This is a genomic window from Streptomyces sp. NPDC047525 (assembly GCF_040643025.1).
GTDB classification, from domain to species: Bacteria; Actinomycetota; Actinomycetes; order Streptomycetales; family Streptomycetaceae; genus Streptomyces; species Streptomyces durmitorensis.
Genome location: NZ_JBEYTL010000004.1, coordinates 471,952 through 488,865, shown reverse-complemented (window position 1 = coordinate 488,865; position 16,914 = coordinate 471,952). Strand labels below are relative to the sequence as shown.

Below are 16,914 nucleotides of genomic sequence, written 5' to 3'. Positions count from 1 at the left end.
GGATCTTTCCCGCCCACCCACCCGATTACCCGGCGGTGCCATCGTCAGGGACGTCGCGTGGGTGTACCGCAGGGCAATCGGGTGGGTGGGCGGGGATGTCCCGTCGCGGAGCGGCGGGTTGAGGCGGGCGCCAGGCAAGGCAGAACACCACGCCCCCCCCGAGTCGCCGCCGGGCAATCGGGTGGGTGGGCGGGAGGCACCCGCCGCGGAGCGGCGGTTCAGGGGATACCCCCGGGTCACTGGGAAGCGGCGTCCCCCCGGCCTTCGCCGGAGCCGGGCGGTGCAGGGATACCGCCCCCGAGCAAAGGGACACCGAAGGGCCACTAAGAAGTGGCCCCCCGGCTCCCCCGGAGCCCCCGCACACTCTCCCGGATCACAATGTGCGTCCCCAGCAGATGCCTCTCCTGGCCCGCCCGAGGTGCCCCCGCCAGAGCGAGGCGGACCGCCGTCCGGCCCATCTCCTCAGCGGGAATGTGCACCGTCGTCAGGCCGGGGGTGATGTCCGCCGCCACGGGGTCGTCGTTGTAGCCGACCACCGAGATGTCCTCAGGCACCCGCAGCCCGTACTCCCGCAGCGCGATCATCGTGGCCGCCGCCACCCTGTCGTCGCCCGCGAACACCGCCGTGAAGTCCGGCTTGCCGTCCGCCTTCTTGAGGAGGTCCATGATCGCCTCGTACCCGTGGTTCTGCCCGAAGCCGATGCCGTGCAGGATCGCCTCCTCGCGCGGCACCCCGTGGTCGGCCAGCGCCCGCAGGTAGCCCGCGACACGGTCCTCGCCCGTGGTGTGTCCTGGCTGGTAGCCGATCAGGGCGATCTTGCGGTGGCCCGCGCCGAGCAGGTGGCTCGTGATCGCGTACGCGCCCGCCTCGTTGTCGTACTCGACGACCAGCGCGGGCACGTCCGGCGCCGGCGCGGGCCGCCCGCACAGGATGAGGCGGGAGCCCGCCGCCGCCAGCGCCTCCGCGTACCGCGCCATCCGCTCGCGGTACTCGTCGTCCTCGATGACACCGCCCACCAGGACCACCGCCTCGGCGGCCTGCTCGCGCATCATCTGCACCAGCGCCAGCTCACGGGCCGGATCGCTGTTCGTCGACGCGACCAGGGTGAGCCTGCCCCGCTGGGCGGCCTCCATCTCCACGCCCTGCGCGACATGGGCGTAGAAGGAGCTCACCAACTCGAACATGAGCACCGCGATCGTCTTGCGGCCCGCGCCCGCCAGGGCACGCGCGTGCGCGTTGGCGACGTAGTCGAGGTCCTTGACGGCCCGCAGCACCTTCGCGCGCGACGCCGTCGACGTCGGGTAGTTGCCCGCGAGGACCCGCGAGACGGTCGCGACCGAGACGCCCGCCCGCGCCGCCACATCGCGGATGGTGACCCGCTCACCCACTGTGTCTCCTCATGTTGCAGTATCCGGGCCAAGTTGCAGGCCAAGTAGCTGGCCGAGTTGCAGTATCAGGCTCAAGTAGCCAAGTCCGGGGCGGTGTTGCCCCCACGGCACCCCGCCCCGGACCATCATCCCGCGCCCGCCCCGGATCAGTGCGCGGCCTCGTACTCCTTTGCGAACTCCGCGTGTGCCTTGTCGCCGCCCTGCGTCTGCCACTTCTTGTACACGGCGTCCCAGTCGGACAGCTTCTTGCGGCCCGAGACGATCGCCGTGACACCGTCCTCGATGATCTGCTGCATGGACGCGCCCTGCCGGTTGTACGTGTCCGACATCAGCCCCCAGTGGTCGTCGCGGACGAGGTTCGGCACGACCGCCTTCTCCCAGGTGTGCAGCCGCTTGGTGAGGTCGGCGTAGCCGGGGAAGTACAGCGGCTGCGGTGCGTCCATGAGGTAGGCGAAGGGGAGGTTCGTGCGGTTCTCCACCAGGCCGAGCGAGTTGGCGATCGGGTCGCCGTTCTTGTCGTACTCGAAGTGCGTGCCCTCGACGCCCGAGTGCATCAGCTCGTACTCCTTGGAGCCGAAGGGCGACGCCAGCCAGTCCAGGACCCGCAGCATCAGCTTCACGCGGTCCTTGGAGGCCTTCTTGATGACGGTGTAGCCGAAACAGCCGCGGTTCTGCTGGTAGACGGGCGTCGCGCCGTCGACCACGTACGGCACGGCGGCGTCGAGCGTGAACTCGTCCTTGATGCCCTGCGCGTTGGAGATGACCGCGCCCCAGCCGTCCGTCATCGAGCGGACCGTGCCGTTGTAGAACTGCGTCTTGAGGTCGACCTGGGAGATCGAGGTGGCATCGGAGTTGTACGAGCCCGCCTTGCGCATCTTGGACATGTACTCGAGCGCGGCCTTGAACTCGTCGGTCCCGAACATGTCGGTGACCTTGCCGTTCTTGATCTGCCACTGATTCGGCGCCCCGTGCCACATCGCGTGGTAGAGGTAGCCGAAGAAGCCGACCGACGAGGCGCCGAGCGCGTACTTCTTGTTCTGCGAGGCCTCCCTGGCCATCGTCTGGAAGTCCGCCGCCGCCATGCCCGGCTTGTACCCCGCCTTGGCGAAGGCCTCCTTGTTGATGAACATCGCGCCCTGCACCTTGGCGCGCTCGATCGGCAGGCCGTAGATGCGGCCTGCGACGCGGCCCATGCCTTCCCACGCGTACGTGGGGATGTTGGCGAGGTTCGGGTAGTCCTTCACGGCGTCGCCGGACAGGTGCTCCGAGAGGTCCGCGCAGCGCGACTTCACGAACTGCGACTCGCGCGGCAGGACGTAGCCGCCACCGAAGTTGATCATGTCGGGCAGGTCGTCGCCGGACATCAGGGTCGACATCTTGGAGCGGAAGTCCGCGTCCGGCACCACCGAGAACTCGACCTCGACACCGAGGGCCTCGTTCATCGCCTGCCAGAACTTGTTCGATCCGACCGGCTTCGGCGGGGTGCCGTAGGTGATGGTCATGACCTTGATCTTCTGCTTGCCGTTGCCTGGCTTCTCGGCCGTCGCGGCGACCAGCTTCTGCGGGTACTTGGTGAACCCGGGCTGCACGCCCTCCGCGGTCGGCGCGAGGTCGGGCGTCGGGCCCTTGGCGGGCGTGTACGTCGGCCAGGGCGCCGCCTTCTTGTTGGCGTTGCTGACCGAACCGCCGCCGCTGGAATCCGTGGAGCAGGCGGTGAGCAGGGAAGGAGCCGCGACCGCGGCCCCGCCGACGGCTATGGAGCGCAGCAGCGTACGGCGCGACATCGAGGAACCGGACACAGTGTCAACCTTTCGGACATGCGGAGTCGTGCGGGAGGTGGTGGCTCAGCTCTTGATGGCGCCCGTGAGCACGCCCTTGGTGAAGTACTTCTGGAGGAAGGGGTAGACGATCAGGATCGGCACGGTGGCGATCACCAGGACGGCCATCTGCATCGTCTGCGGGGCCGAGACGTTCGACGCGTCGCTCAGTCCGGTGTCCGCGATCTGCGAGCCGCCCATGACGTACGTACGAAGGACCTGCTGGAGCGGCCAGTGGTCGGACTCCAGATAGATCGAGGCATGGAACCAGGCGTTCCAGTAGCTCACCGCGTAGAAGAGGCCGACCACCGCGAGGGCTGCCTTGGAGAGCGGGAGCACGACCCGCCACAGGATCTGCCAGTCGTTCGCGCCGTCGAGACGTGCCGCCTCGTACAGCTCCTCGGGAACGCCCTGGAAGAACCCGCGCAGGACGACCAGATTGAAGACGTTGATGAGCAGGGGGACGATCAGGGAGCTGTAGCTCTCCAGCATGCCCATCCCCTTGACCAGCAGGAACGCGGGGATCATGCCGGGCGGGAAGAGGAACGTGAACAGGACGATCAGCAGGATCGGCTTTCCGCCGTACACCTTGGGGCGGCTCAGCGCGTACGCCAGGAACGTCGTGCACGCGAGCGAGGCGAGGGTGCCGATGACCGTGATGCCGGCGCTCACCCCGAGCGCCTTGGTGACGATGCCGCCCTCGAAGACCTGCTCGTAGGCCCGCAGCGTCGGGTGCGTCGGCCACAGGACCCAGCCGCCGTTGGCGATGACCTCGCGGTTCGATGCGAACGACGTCGAGATGATGACGAGGAACGGCACGAAGACCATGACCAGGATGGTGACGATCGCCAGGGCCTTGGCCACCTGGGTGACCGGCTTCGGCTTCTCCATCCAGGACGGGCGTACGGGGCGTGCGGGGCGCCCGGGGCGGGCCGGGCGCGCCGGACGCCCGGTGCGTATCGCGGCGGTTTTCGTGCTCACTTGTAGACCCCCTGCTCGCCGAGGCGATGGGCGACCTTGTTGGCCGCGAAGACGAGAATCGCGCCGACCACGCCCTTGAACAGGCCCGCCGCCGCGGCGTATCCGGTGTCGCCGCCGACGATGCCCTGCCAGAAGACGAAGGTGTCGAGCACCTCACCGGCCTCGGGCCCGACCGACTGCCGTTGCAGCAGCATCTGTTCGAAGCCGACGGAGAGGATGTCGCCGAGCCGCATGATCAGGAGCAGGATGACGACCGGCCGGATGGACGGCAGCGTCACGTGCCAGAAGCGGCGCCAGGGGCCCGCCCCGTCGATGGCGGCTGCCTCGTACTGCTGCTCGTCCACCTGCATCAGCGCGGCGAGGAAGATGATCGTGCCCCAGCCCGCGTCCTTCCAGACGACCTGCGCGACGACGAGCGCGGGATACGCGTCCGGGTTGCCGATGATGTCGACGGAATGCAGACCCGCCTGCCCGAGCACGGAGTTGAGCAGGCCGGTGTCGGCGAGCACCTGCTGGAACAGGGCCACGACGATGACCCACGACAGGAAGTGCGGCAGATAGACCACCGACTGCACGAAGCGCCGCGTGAGGTCCGAGGTCAGGCTGTGCAGGAGCAGGGCGAGGCCCAGGGGCACCGGGAAGAAGAAGACCAGCTGGAGCACGGCGAGGAAGAGCGTGTTCCAGGTCGCGTGCCAGAAGTCCGGGTCACCGAACATCCGGTCGAAGTTCTCGAAGCCGACCCAAGGGCTGGCCCAGAGGCCGTCGAAGGGGACGTACTCCTTGAAGGCGACGGCGTTCCCGATGAACGCGCCGTAGTGGAACACCAGGAAGTACGCGCCCCCCGGCACCATGAGCAGCAGCAGGAATCGCGAGGAGCGAAACCGTTTCCATCGCTCATCACGCTTGGTTTTGTTGCCATTTGGCCTGTTACTGCGCTTGCCGGGCGGCTTCACCGCCTCGGTTTCCGTCCGTTCCTTCGTCACCGCTGACACGGCAGCCCCTCCGTTGTCGGAACAAGGTGACCGGAATCTAAAGCGGTTACTAACCCTGGTCAACCCCCTTGGCCCCGCGATCTCTTGACCACCGTCCCGACTTCGGCCTAGCCTCCAGGCGCTGTTGGGTAACCGGTTACTACGAGGGATGGTCACGCGTGGCAGACCAGGCAGAGTTGAAGGGTCCACCGATCAGTCCACCGATCACGGCGCTCGCCATGAGCGCGGACGTGGCGGACCGGGTGTTCGCCCCCGACATCCGCGAACGGCTCGCCCGCAGCGTGGAACTGGCGCCCGCCCTGCTCACCGGGTCGCTCACCGGGGACGAGGCGCGGGCGGTGCTCGCCGACACGGAGATCCTGGTCACCGGCTGGAACTGCCCGCCGGTCACGGCGGAGGTCATGGCCTGCGCCCCTAGGCTGCGGGCCCTCGTGCATGCCGCAGGGTCGGTGAAACCCGTGGTGACGGACGCGCTGTGGGACCGGGGCGTGGTGGTCTCGTCGGCGGCCGACGCCAACGCGGGGCCCGTCGTCGCCTACACGCTCGCCGCGATCACCTTCGCGGCGAAGGGCGCGCTGCCGGCCGCGGCGGGCTACACCACGGGGTGGCCGCCCTTCACCGAGCGGACGGGCGCGGACTCCCGCACCGTCGGCATCATCGGTGCGTCGCGGATCGGGCGGGGGGTGATCGCGGCGCTGCGGGGCTCCGACGCGGGATGGCGCGTGCTGCTGACCGATCCCTACGTCACGGGGGAGGAGGCGGCCGGGCTCGGAGTGGAGCTCGTCGACCTGTCGGAACTGTGCCGCCGCAGCTCGATCGTCAGCGTCCACGCGCCCCAACTCCCCGAGACGCGGGGCATGGTGAGCGAGGAGATGCTGAAGCTGATCCCGGACGGGGGCACCGTCATCAACACGGCGCGCGGCTCACTGGTCGACACGGAGGCGCTGGCCCGCGAGTGCGGGGCGGGGCGCCTGGACGCGTTCCTCGACGTGACGGACCCCGAGCCGCTGCCGGCCGGTCACCCCTTGCTGGTACTCCCGAACGTCCTGGTCACCCCGCATGTCGCGGGGGCGCAGGGGAGCGAGGTGCGCAGGCTCGGGGAGTACGCGGTGGGGGAGGTGGAACGGTTCGTGCGGGGGGAGGGGCTGCGGGGGCGGTTGTTGCGGGAGGAGTTGCCTCGGATGGCGTAAGGGAGGGCTCCGCCCCGGGCTCACTCCTCAAACGCCGGAGGGGCTGGATTTTCAGCCCGTCCGGCGTTTGAGGACGAACTCGGCGGAGCCGGTGATGACGGCAGCCAAGGCCCCCGCGCCAGCGGCCCACGGCGGAGCCGCCAATAGATACAGCCGGGAAGGGGCGGGGTTGGGGAAAATTACGGCTTCGCCCCACGCGCCTTCAGCAGATCCACCATCAGCTCGATCTCCGACTCCTGAGAGTCCACCATCCCCTGCGCGAGCCGCCGCTCCACCGTCACCTCACACCGGTCCACACACCCCTCGGCCATGTGGATCCCGCCCTTGTGATGCTTGATCATCAGCTGGAGATACCGCACCTCGGCAGCCCGCCCGCTCAGCTTCCCGAGATCCTTGAGCTCCGTATGGGTCGCCATCCCCGGCATCAGCGCACCGTCCTTGCCCGGCGGCAGGTCGCCCATGCCCATCCACTCCATCGGAGCACCCTCCGGCACCTTCGGCAGCTCCCACAGGTCGAGCCAGCCGAGCAGCATGCCCCGCTGGTTCGCCTGGGTCTGGGCGATGTCGTACGCGAGGCGCCTGATCTCCTCGTCCTTCGTGCGGTCGCGCACGATGTACGACATCTCCACGGCCTGCTGGTGGTGCGTCGCCATGTCCCGGGCGAAGCCCGCGTCGGCCGACTTCGTGGACGGGGCGGACGTGCCGGACGTGCCGGACGAGCCGTCCGTCGAGGCGACCGCGGCGGTGATCCCGCCGGCCGCGACGACCGCCGCCACGACACCCCCGACGATCCAGCCGGTACGCCGGGAGGGTGCCCGCCTCACTGGCCCTTGCCACCCGTGCAGGCGGCCCCCGGCTCCGGGGTCTGCTTGCCCTGTACGTACGTGGAGAAGAAGGAGCCGACCTTCGGGTCGGACGCGCCGGTCACCGTGCGCTGGTGGCCCCAGGCCGACAGCATGATCGGGTCCTTCTGGTCCTTGACCGGGCTCATCAGCGAGTACGGCGTCTGCTTGACCTTCTGCTCCAGCTTCTTCAGGTCCGCGTCCTTCGCCTTGTCGTTGTACGTCACCCAGACCGCGCCGTGCTCCAGGGAGTGCACGGCGTTGCGCTCCGGGAGCTCGTCCTTGTAGACGTCGCCGTTGCAGTTCATCCACACCTGGTCGTGGTCGCCGCCGACCGGCGGGGTCATCGCGTAGCTGACGTCCTTGGTGACGTGCGTACGGCCCAGCTGCTTGGCGTCCCAGACCTTCTCGCCGTCCGCGGTCGTCTTGAACTTCGGCGCGGACTTCCCGTCGGAGGCGACCTTGTCGGAGTCGTCGTCGGCCTTCTGGAAGAGGACGACACCACCCACGGCGAGCGCGGCGACCACCACGGCGCTCAGGGTGATCGTGATGATGCGGCCACGGCGATCGCGTGCGCGCTCGGCCTTGCGCATCTCCTCTATCCGGGCCTTGCGGGATGCGGTGCTCGTGTTCTTGGCGGAACCCATGATGTGTCCTTCGGCGAAACGGCGGAAAGGGCGGGACGCGCGTGACGGAACAGGGTGGAGCGGTTCGCTGATCGTAATGGGCGAGCCGTGCGGGCTGTAGGGGCAGTCCGAGCCGCCCGCTGTTACGGCCGCGCCGATCAGCAGGCACTATGGGCACAGGGCGGCACATGGCCCGCAACGCGCTCGAAACCGTGTGGTGGGATGCTCATGTGCCCCGATGTGTCCCAAGGCTCGAGAGCAGCACGGACGCAGACGGCCTGACCAGCAAGGATGGGTGGAAGCGGAAGATGGACAAGCAGCAGGAATTCGTGCTCCGGACACTGGAGGAGCGCGACATCCGGTTCGTACGCCTGTGGTTCACGGATGTCCTCGGCTTCCTGAAATCAGTCGCGGTGGCTCCCGCCGAGCTTGAGCAGGCCTTCGACGAAGGCATCGGGTTCGACGGCTCGGCGATCGAGGGATTCGCCCGGGTGTACGAGTCGGACATGATCGCCAAGCCGGACCCGTCGACCTTCCAGGTGCTGCCCTGGCGCGCGGAGGCCCCCGGCACCGCCCGTATGTTCTGCGACATCCTCATGCCGGACGGCTCCCCGTCCTTCGCGGACCCGCGTTACGTCCTGAAGCGGGCCCTGGCGAAGACCTCCGACCTCGGGTTCACCTTCTACACCCACCCCGAGATCGAGTTCTTCCTCCTGAAGGACAAGCCGCTGGACGGCTCGCGGCCCACCCCCGCCGACAACTCCGGCTACTTCGACCACACCCCGCAGAACGTGGGCATGGACTTCCGCCGTCAGGCCATCACCATGCTCGAATCCATGGGCATCTCGGTCGAGTTCAGCCACCACGAGGGTGCGCCGGGCCAGCAGGAGATCGACCTCCGTTACGCGGACGCGCTCTCCACGGCCGACAACATCATGACGTTCCGTCTGGTCATGAAGCAGGTGGCGCTGGAGCAGGGGGTCAACGCGACCTTCATGCCGAAGCCGTTCTCCGAGCACCCGGGCTCGGGCATGCACACGCACCTCTCCCTCTTCGAGGGCGACCGCAACGCCTTCTACGAGTCGGGCTCCGAGTACCAGCTCTCCAAGGTCGGCCGCTCCTTCATCGCGGGCCTCCTGAAGCACGCCGCCGAGATCTCCGCGGTCACCAACCAGTGGGTGAACTCCTACAAGCGCATCTGGGGCGGCTCGGAGCGCACGGCGGGCGCGGGCGGCGAGGCACCCTCGTACATCTGCTGGGGCCACAACAACCGCTCCGCGCTGATCCGCGTCCCGATGTACAAGCCCGGCAAGACCGGCTCGGCACGGGTCGAGGTCCGCTCGATCGACTCGGGCGCGAACCCGTACCTGACGTACGCGGTCCTGCTCGCCGCGGGCCTCAAGGGCATCGAGGAGGGCTACGAGCTCCCGCCGGGCGCCGACGACGACGTATGGGCCCTGAGCGACGCGGAGCGCCGCGCGATGGGCATCGAGCCGCTGCCGCAGAACCTGGGCGAGGCGATCGCACTGATGGAGCGCAGCGAGCTCGTGGCCGAGACCCTGGGCGAGCACGTGTACGACTTCTTCCTGCGCAACAAGAAGCAGGAGTGGGAGGAGTACCGCAGCGAGGTCACGGCCTTCGAGCTGAGGAAGAACCTGCCGGTGCTGTAAGCGCAGGTCAGGGACTTACGGAAGCGCTGAGCCATTGGGGGCCGCCTGCCGAATGCAGGGCCCCCCAACGGCTCAACGCGTCTGCTGGGCCGCCTGTGGGCCGTGGCCGGCCGAAATCGTTTTCGCCCGGTCCTTGGAGGTCCCGCGTCGCGTCGGACCCCGTGGCGGCTCCTACAGACATCAATCACAACTGTAGCGACTTGTCAGTAGTTGCCGCTAACCTGATGACATCTAGGCGATCGCCCGTCAGGGAAGCAGGGGTCATCGAGGTGGCTGAGATTATTGGCGCTGCACTGGGCCTAATCGGTAAGGCCGTTGCATCACCGGCCAAAGATGCTGCTTTTCGGCGCCCCAAAATTGTGAGCGTGCTGAAGAAGCTCGGGCTCGACCCCAAGCAGCCCCCGAGAGATGTCTATAGCCTATACGCCTATGCGCTAGTCGAATGTTTGTACGGGAAAGACGAGTCGGTCCTAAACCTCTTCAGCGACGAGTATGTTCAGGAATCATTTTTCAGATCATTTTCGGACGATAACTGGTCGCGCCTCAGTGTGGAACTAAGCGAGGCGGTGCATCGAAACCGGGAGACGAGAGAGTTTGGGTATCTCCCGCACTCTATTGAAGAAGAGACCCGAGAGTTTGTTGCTAAGTTTCAAGACCTCGTAAGTCGTAGCAGGTTGGCATATGAGATCCGCGTCGAGCACAAGCTAGACGGCATGTCTGTAATGCTTGACCAAGTACTAAAAACGAGACATCAAGAAGAAAGGCACCGGCAAGCTGAGGATCCGGAGCGTGCTACCTCAAGTCCGGCAGAAAGGCTTTTTGATGATGTCCGAATTTGGTTTGAGGCAGTAGGGTATCGAATCCGAAGGCAGTGGTCCATTCAGCAATTGGGTGTGGCCCTTAGCGTAGAGGTTCCTCAGCGTCGCCGTGGCAGGTTTGACCTTGTTATTGCACTCTGTGTCGACGGAGAGCTGGCTCCGTATCACCTGCAAGCCTTGCAAGAACTCGTGGAGGAGAATGAGGCATCAGAAGGTTGGGGGATTGCGCAGCTAAGAGTTAGCAAGGCTGCACGAGTCCAGGTCGAACAGTCTGGTGGTGGCCTCTACTGCTACTCGTTTGATGAATTGATCGATCTCGAGGCAGACTTTGAACCCTACATCACTTGGCTCGAAGGTGAAGTCCGTAGTCGCCATATCGACACGCGCTTCGTGCCTCTTTCGTGTCGTAAAGATGAGGTAGATCCACGTACCGAAAAAACCTATGAAGCTAGCTCTTATGACTGGCGAGACGGCGGCCTCGATAACTACGTTGACGCCTGGCTGTCTGACCCTGCGAAGAAACACCTCTCGCTCTTGGGCGAGTTCGGCATGGGGAAGTCCTGGTTTGCACTGCATCTAGCGGGAAGGCTCGCGGCTGGCTGGAAAGATGCCAAGAAGCGGGGTGTCGCACGCCCACGGATTCCGCTGGTGGTTCCGCTGCGTGACTATGCTAAGCAAACCTCAGTTTCTGCGCTACTGTCAGAGTTTTTCTTCCATAAGCATCAAATCGAAATAAGGAACTATGAAGTTTTCAATGTCCTGAACAAGATGGGACGGTTCCTACTTATTTTCGACGGCTTTGACGAAATGGCCTCCCGGACTGACCGCAACACAATGGTTGGGAACTTCTGGGAGTTGGCAAAAGTCGTAGAGCCCGGGGCAAAGGTGCTGCTCAGCAGTAGAACGGAGTACTTTCCCGAAGCCAAAGAGGCACGGGATCTCTTCGATGCGCGTGTTTCGGCTTCCACAACGGCGATGCCTGCTGACGGCCCCACCTTTGAGATAGTGGAACTCGTGCCGTTCGACGATGAGCAGATTCGGATGATGCTTAGGCACCTGTTGGTGCCAGAAAAACTCGAAGTCGTTATGGAGCATGAAGGGGTTCGCGACCTCATGCGTCGACCGGTAATGTCAGAGCTAGTTATTGATGCCTTGCCGGAGATTGAGCAGGGCGCCGTAATCAATTTGGCTCGCATTTACCTTTATGCGATCAAGCGCAAGATGGATCGTGACGTTTCATCAGAGCGCACTTTCACATCTCGGGCTGATAAGCTCTTCTTTCTTTGTGAAGTAGCTTGGGAGATGATCCGAACAAATCAGCTAAGCCTGAACTATAAAGATTTTCCCGCCAAACTCCGCGCCTGCTTTGGTTCGGTTGTGGAGAATTCCCAGGATCTTGATTTCTGGGAGCAGGACATGCGTAACCAGAGCATGCTTGTGCGGAATTCTCGGGGAGATTATGGACCGTCTCACAAATCACTTCTTGAGTTCCTCATCGCTTTCAGGTTTGCTGCCGAACTGGGCTTGCTCGAAGGGGACTTCCTGAAGCTAATTCCTGGCGCAGAAAAGGATAACGGGAAGCGGTATTCGTGGTCTGAGTACTTCACTCTGCGGAGTGACAACGGAGAATTCCCGGGAATCTCTGATTTTCGCTCTGAGGATGTCGATCGGCTGGCCGAAAATTTTGGATCCGCAGAGTATAATCCAGTAGTTTTTGACTTCCTTGCGGCGATGGTGAAGGAGTCGAGCTCCTGCAAGGATGTGCTTCTGAAGCACATCAAGGCAACCGCGCATGCTCAGAACCCGAAAGCTCTGGGCGGCAACTGTGCCCATCTGCTCGTTCAGGCGGGTGGCGATCTCGAAGGCGCCGATCTCGGCGGAACTAACCTGAGGGGTCTCGGCAAAACGGGTGACATCTTCATTGATGTATCTCTCACAAACGCTAACCTTGCCAATGCGGACCTCTCGGAAACCAATCTTGCTTATTATAGAAAGGGGGGTGCGAACTTTAGAGAGGCAGCCCTGGCGGATAGCGGATTTCTCGTGAGTAGAGTGCAAATTCGGCAAATTGAGGTGCACGGCAGTGGAGCGATCACCGCTTTGCGTGTGAATTCTACGAGTGCGCGTCCTTGGGGTGTCGGGGATTCGGCTGTCCTCCACTGGAGTTCGGGTAATATCTTGGATCGGCCAAAGATTTTCCCTATTGATTCCTATACGTCTCCGTGGTTGGGGGGCGTTCGGATTTTTTTGTGGGGAGAAGAAGCCTGGGGATGTGCGGATTCTTCTGGTGGGGTTGTCGTGCGCTCTACGCGCACCGGGGACGTAATTAGGCGGCTTCCTGAAGGTACGTTGGGTGCTGTTGATTGGGCTGGTCGTGATGCGGTAATGGTGGCGGCAGGCCGTGAAGAATATAAATTCGGATGGCGTGTGATTGATCCTGCGTCTGGGGCTGTCCTCGCAGAATTTGATGAGACCCCGAGTCATGAGGGTGGTGTCCGAATGTGGGCTACCACTTTGACGCCAACAGGGGCGGCTGTGTGGGCCGCTGCGGAGCATGAGACGTGGAGGAGTGAAATCTCTGCCGAGACCGCAGGGCTGCAGCAGACAAGCCACATTCCGGTTGGTACGTCTCATGCGCTTGCTGCTGGAGGCCACCTAGGCCTAATGGTAGATGAGGAGAATGTCTACATTCATGATGCAGAATTCAAACCTATTGTGTATGCGAAGCAAGACATTGGTAATGCGCTCGAAGAGCTAACTGATGCGTCATATATCGTTATGGCAGCCGATAAGCGACGCGTGGTTGGTGCCTCCAAGTCGAAGATTTCCGTGTGGGAAACCGTCGGAGCATGGCATGAGGTCTGGTCGCATCAATTGTCGGCGCCTCCGACTGAGATGCCAGTTCTGTCGATCGACGAGTCCGTTGTCCTCTGTGCGCTACGTTCGGGCGAACTTCTGTCCTGGTCTCTGGATAGCGGGGAGCGGACGGGTGGCATCACGGTCAACCCTCATCTGCAAGGTGCCAATTTCTCAAAATGGGCCGAGATGGAATCTTGGGTGCGTGAGTCGATTCTCTTGGCGGGCGGCAACATTGAGGACGACCAATAAAGTTCTGAATTCATGCATTTCGGCCGCTGCTACCTGTAGTCAGCGGTAGGTAGCAGTTGAAGTGCATCTGTTACGTGAATTGTGCGTTCGGCCATGTGTAGCACCTCTCGCTGCTTGACAGACCGGCATTAGGAATCAGTCACCCAAACACGGTGGAGGGAGGGCATGGTTGGCCGCGTCTGCTCGGCTGTGCCTGTGTCGGTGGTGGACGGGATGGGATCCCCAACACTCGCCACGATGGGCCCCGCAGTCGCGTACGGGGCCCCTTCCATCCCAGAGTCAGAGATCCCCCCGCCGAGGCGGGAGCGGCGCCCCCTGCTGAGCCGCCGCCCGCCCGATGGAGCGGAGCGCAGCGCAGCCCAGTCAGGTGCGTTGATGACGTAGAGAAGGGTTTTAGCCGGATGAGTGCTGGCCCGAATACGTACCTGTGATCTCATACAAACTGTCCACGGCGTTCCGGGTGCGGCTCTCGCTGCTCGGCATCAGATGCGTGTAGACCCGGAGCGTGAAGCCCGGGTCTGTGTGCCCCAGGTACGTGCTCAGGGCTTTGATGCTCTCGCCGGCATCAAGCAACACGGAGGCGTAGAAGTGCCGCAAGGCGTGCATGCCGTGTTCGCGGGCGGCCAGGAAGTCCTCGCCAGGCTTGGGCTTCGGGATGACCCCGGCGTCCACGAGGGCAGGTTTCCAGAACCGCTGATTGAAGCTCGTGCGCCACATGGCGCCGTTTCCGGCGGGACCTGTGAACAGCAGGGGCTTCGTGGTGAGCGGGCCGTCTGGTCGCAGCCACGGCAGAGTGACCAGCACGGGCGGGTGCTTCTCCATGTGAACCTTCAGAGCCGCTGCGATCTGGTCGGGTAACGGCACGTCCCGTTCCTTCTCGCGTTTCGGCGGCGCGAACACCTGCTTGCCGCTGGCCATCTTGACTTGGTAGCCGACGTGTAGCCATCCCGTGTCGAATCCCACCTCATCCAGGGGGAGACCGAAGATTTCCCCCTGCCGGAGTCCGCAGCCGGCGCCCAGATCGACCATCGCTCGGTAAGACTCCGGGAGCGCCGACCGCACGGCGAACGTGCGCTCACGCGTCCACGGCTTGATGCGGCCTGGGTTCGGGGCGGGGATACGCACGCTCTGGGCCTTGCAGGGGTTCTGCCTGAGGTATCCGTCCTCGACCGCAGCGGAAAGCACGGTGGAGGCAGTGCCGAAGATGACGCGGCGGTATGAGGACGCGGGGGTGGCACGTTCCAGTTCAGCCAGCCATTCGCGGATGTGCTCGGGCCGGAACGAGCCGAGAGGGCGCGGGCCCAGATACGGGATTGCGTGGCGGCGCAGGTGTACACCGACGGGGCCGCGCGTTGCCGCGTCGGCAGTGTGGGAGTTGAGCCACTTCTCGGCGTACTGCCGGAACGTGGTCTGACTCGCCTTCGGGTCTACGTACCGGTTGGCGTCCATGTCAGATTCGATCCGGGACAACCACTTCTCGGCGAGGCGCTTCTGTCCGTCGCGGAAGCTCTTGGACTTCTCGGTTCCATCGGGTCCGACGTAGCGGGCCCGGTAGCGCAGACCGGAGCCGTGACGGTCGGACCTGGTGCGGACGGTCTTGCCGTTGTCGTCAGTTTCGGTCTTGAACCAGCGGTCTTGGATGTGGCCAGCCATGGGGCAGCGGTCCTTTCCGAACATGGAAGGGGGAGGGCTGCGGTGCAGCCCTCCCCGGTGATGTGTGCGTTTTAGGCTGCGGCCTGGTCGCCGTTCTTCCGCTGCGTGACGTAGGCCCGGACGTCGGCGGGGTCGTATCGCACGTGCTTGCCGACGCGGAAGCCGGGCGGACCGGTGCGCTTCTTGCGCCACTGGTAGACGGTTTCGAGAGGCACGCCGAAGATCACGGCGATGTCGTCGGGGGTGAGGTAGCGGTCGGGTAGCCCCCCGCGCAGGGTGGCGCGAGGGTCGCTCTGGGCGGGGGCGGTTCGGCTCATGGCGTCCTCGGAAAGGTGGAGGCACATTGCGCTGAGTCGCGACTCATCGCGACTCAGACCGGGCTTGAGACGCTTTGAGTCGCGATGAGTCACGACTCAGGCAAATGTGGGGCCACCTGGCTGAGCGTGATCCCGTTGTAGGTGGCGACCTGTTGGCCGTAGGCGTCACGGGGCCGGGTGCGGTTGAGTTGCGGGACGACGGACAGCAGGTTGCGGCCGAACACCTGCTTCGTTCCGACTGCCTTCACGCCGTTGTCCTCGGCCCACTCGCGCCAGGCGGACCACAGGACGTCCACGGGCACGCTGCAGGCGGGTCCGGTCGTGCAGCGTTCGCGGAGGAAGGCGGACGTGGGTGAGGCGGTGTCCTGCATGGTGGTGACCGCCTCACGGCTGGATGACGGTTCGGTGATCCGCCCCGTGGACTCCAGCCGGGCCAGCCCGTCCAGGGCCCAGTTGATGATGCCTGGCATCTCGGCGGCGAGCCTGTCGATGAGGGTGGGGTCTTCCTTGCCCAGCCAGGACAGCGTCATATTGAGGACGATGAAGCGGCGGGCGATGACGCCGGAGGAGTCGCCGAAGTGCGGCAGCTCGTTGGACAGGATCATCAGCCGGGTGGGCAGCTTGCCCGTCCAGGGCTGGCGGTACTTGCGGTCGATGTCGATCGTGTCCTCACCGGAGATGGTGAGCAGCCGTTCGACGACCCCGCTGCTGTCGTTGCCGGACAGACGGGCATCGGAGATGACGGCGAGGGGCTTGCCAATCAGTGTGGAGAGTCCGAAGTTCGTGCCCAGCCCCGCCAGGGTCGGGCCGGCCAGGTTCTCCTTGCCGACCAGCATCTTCAGAACGCGGGCGATGGTGCCCTTACCGGACCGCGAGGGGCCGACCATGAGAAGAATCTTCTGTTGGTCGGTGCGGCCGGACAGGATGTAGCCGAACCATTCCTGAAGTGCGGTGATGGGCTCGGGGTTGTCGGGCCAGATCTGGCGCAGGAACCCTTCCCAGGTGGGGGCGATCGCGTCGGGGGCGTAGCTGAATGGCACGGAGACGAGGTTGAAGAAGCCGGGACTGTGCGGCAGTAGTTCGCGGTCCCGGATGCGCAACAGCCCGTTCTCGCAGGCCACGATGGGCCCGTCGTCGGGCCGCTCGTGCTCGTCCATCCAGGTTGGTGCGTTGGTCTCGGTGGGCAGCAGGATGATGGCCCCGAGTGCGTCGAGCAGGTTGCTGATCTTTGTCTTGGTGGGGGCCCAGTCGTGCATTTCGGGGTTGCCATCGCGGTCGCTGCCGCCCTGGTAGGTCGCGTGTTCCAAGCGGGTGTACATGCCCTTACGGATCTGGGCATCGTCGATCTCGCGCCAGCTCGTGCCGTTCCAGCGCATCCAGGACGCGCGCCAGCGCCGGTACAGCAGAGCGCCATCGTCGTTCTGCCAGTCGGGCAGGATGCGGCGGGCGACGGCCATGGGGTTGGAGGGCGCGGGCAGTTCCTCGGTGTTCATGCAAGGCCCCTCCCTTCCG

General features: G+C 64.7%; 12 protein-coding genes. 3 read left to right on the top strand and 9 right to left on the bottom strand.

Annotation, left to right across the window (positions count from 1 at the left end):
• Positions 1-323: 323 nt before the first annotated feature.
• The 4 genes from ABZ833_RS14640 to ABZ833_RS14625 form a co-directional block, all read right to left on the bottom strand.
• The gene (locus ABZ833_RS14640) at positions 324-1,388 is read right to left on the bottom strand and encodes a LacI family DNA-binding transcriptional regulator (protein WP_249590265.1); all 1,065 of its coding nucleotides are present in this window, start codon (positions 1,386-1,388) and stop codon (positions 324-326) included.
• 146 nt (positions 1,389-1,534) lie between these two features.
• Entirely contained in the window at positions 1,535-3,172 is a 1,638-nt protein-coding gene (locus ABZ833_RS14635; RefSeq protein WP_361045877.1) for a sugar ABC transporter substrate-binding protein, read from the bottom strand.
• Between the two features lie 60 nt (positions 3,173-3,232).
• The gene (locus tag ABZ833_RS14630; protein ID WP_361046319.1) at positions 3,233-4,096 is read right to left on the bottom strand and encodes a carbohydrate ABC transporter permease; all 864 of its coding nucleotides are present in this window, start codon (positions 4,094-4,096) and stop codon (positions 3,233-3,235) included.
• Positions 4,097-4,182: 86 nt separating this feature from the next.
• Positions 4,183-5,037 carry an ABC transporter permease subunit gene (locus tag ABZ833_RS14625; RefSeq protein WP_361045875.1) on the bottom strand — a complete coding sequence of 285 codons (855 nt, stop codon included), beginning with the start codon at positions 5,035-5,037 and terminating at the stop codon, positions 4,183-4,185.
• Positions 5,038-5,396: 359 nt separating this feature from the next.
• Between ABZ833_RS14625 and ABZ833_RS14620 the strand changes: the two genes are divergently transcribed.
• The gene (locus ABZ833_RS14620; protein WP_361046316.1) at positions 5,397-6,368 is read left to right on the top strand and encodes a hydroxyacid dehydrogenase; all 972 of its coding nucleotides are present in this window, start codon (positions 5,397-5,399) and stop codon (positions 6,366-6,368) included.
• A 179-nt stretch (positions 6,369-6,547) separates the two neighbouring features.
• Here ABZ833_RS14620 and ABZ833_RS14615 read toward each other — a convergent pair whose 3' ends face one another.
• Positions 6,548-7,192 (bottom strand): DUF305 domain-containing protein, encoded by a 645-nt coding sequence (locus ABZ833_RS14615; protein ID WP_361045872.1) that lies wholly within the window; start codon positions 7,190-7,192, stop codon positions 6,548-6,550.
• Positions 7,189-7,857, bottom strand: coding sequence for a DUF3105 domain-containing protein (locus ABZ833_RS14610; protein WP_249590269.1), 669 nt, complete (start codon positions 7,855-7,857; stop codon positions 7,189-7,191). The genes ABZ833_RS14615 and ABZ833_RS14610 overlap by 4 nt, the downstream gene beginning before the upstream one ends.
• Positions 7,858-8,144: 287 nt before the next feature.
• Between ABZ833_RS14610 and ABZ833_RS14605 the strand changes: the two genes are divergently transcribed.
• A complete protein-coding gene (locus ABZ833_RS14605) occupies positions 8,145-9,506 on the top strand; it encodes a glutamine synthetase family protein (RefSeq protein ID WP_160504710.1) in 1,362 nt (453 codons plus the stop codon).
• 269 nt (positions 9,507-9,775) lie between these two features.
• Entirely contained in the window at positions 9,776-13,432 is a 3,657-nt protein-coding gene (locus ABZ833_RS14600; protein ID WP_361045868.1) for an NACHT domain-containing protein, read from the top strand.
• A 393-nt stretch (positions 13,433-13,825) separates the two neighbouring features.
• On the opposite strand, the gene ABZ833_RS14595 is transcribed toward ABZ833_RS14600, so the two are convergent.
• The 3 genes from ABZ833_RS14595 to ABZ833_RS14585 form a co-directional block, all read right to left on the bottom strand.
• The gene (locus ABZ833_RS14595; protein WP_361045866.1) at positions 13,826-15,085 is read right to left on the bottom strand and encodes a tyrosine-type recombinase/integrase; all 1,260 of its coding nucleotides are present in this window, start codon (positions 15,083-15,085) and stop codon (positions 13,826-13,828) included.
• A 71-nt stretch (positions 15,086-15,156) separates the two neighbouring features.
• Positions 15,157-15,402, bottom strand: a complete 246-nt coding sequence (locus tag ABZ833_RS14590; protein WP_361045864.1) for a helix-turn-helix domain-containing protein — start codon at positions 15,400-15,402, stop codon at positions 15,157-15,159.
• Positions 15,403-15,491: 89 nt separating this feature from the next.
• On the bottom strand, positions 15,492-16,895 hold the full coding sequence (locus ABZ833_RS14585; RefSeq protein WP_361045862.1) for a phage/plasmid primase, P4 family: 1,404 nt from the start codon (positions 16,893-16,895) through the stop codon (positions 15,492-15,494).
• Positions 16,896-16,914: the final 19 nt, after the last annotated feature.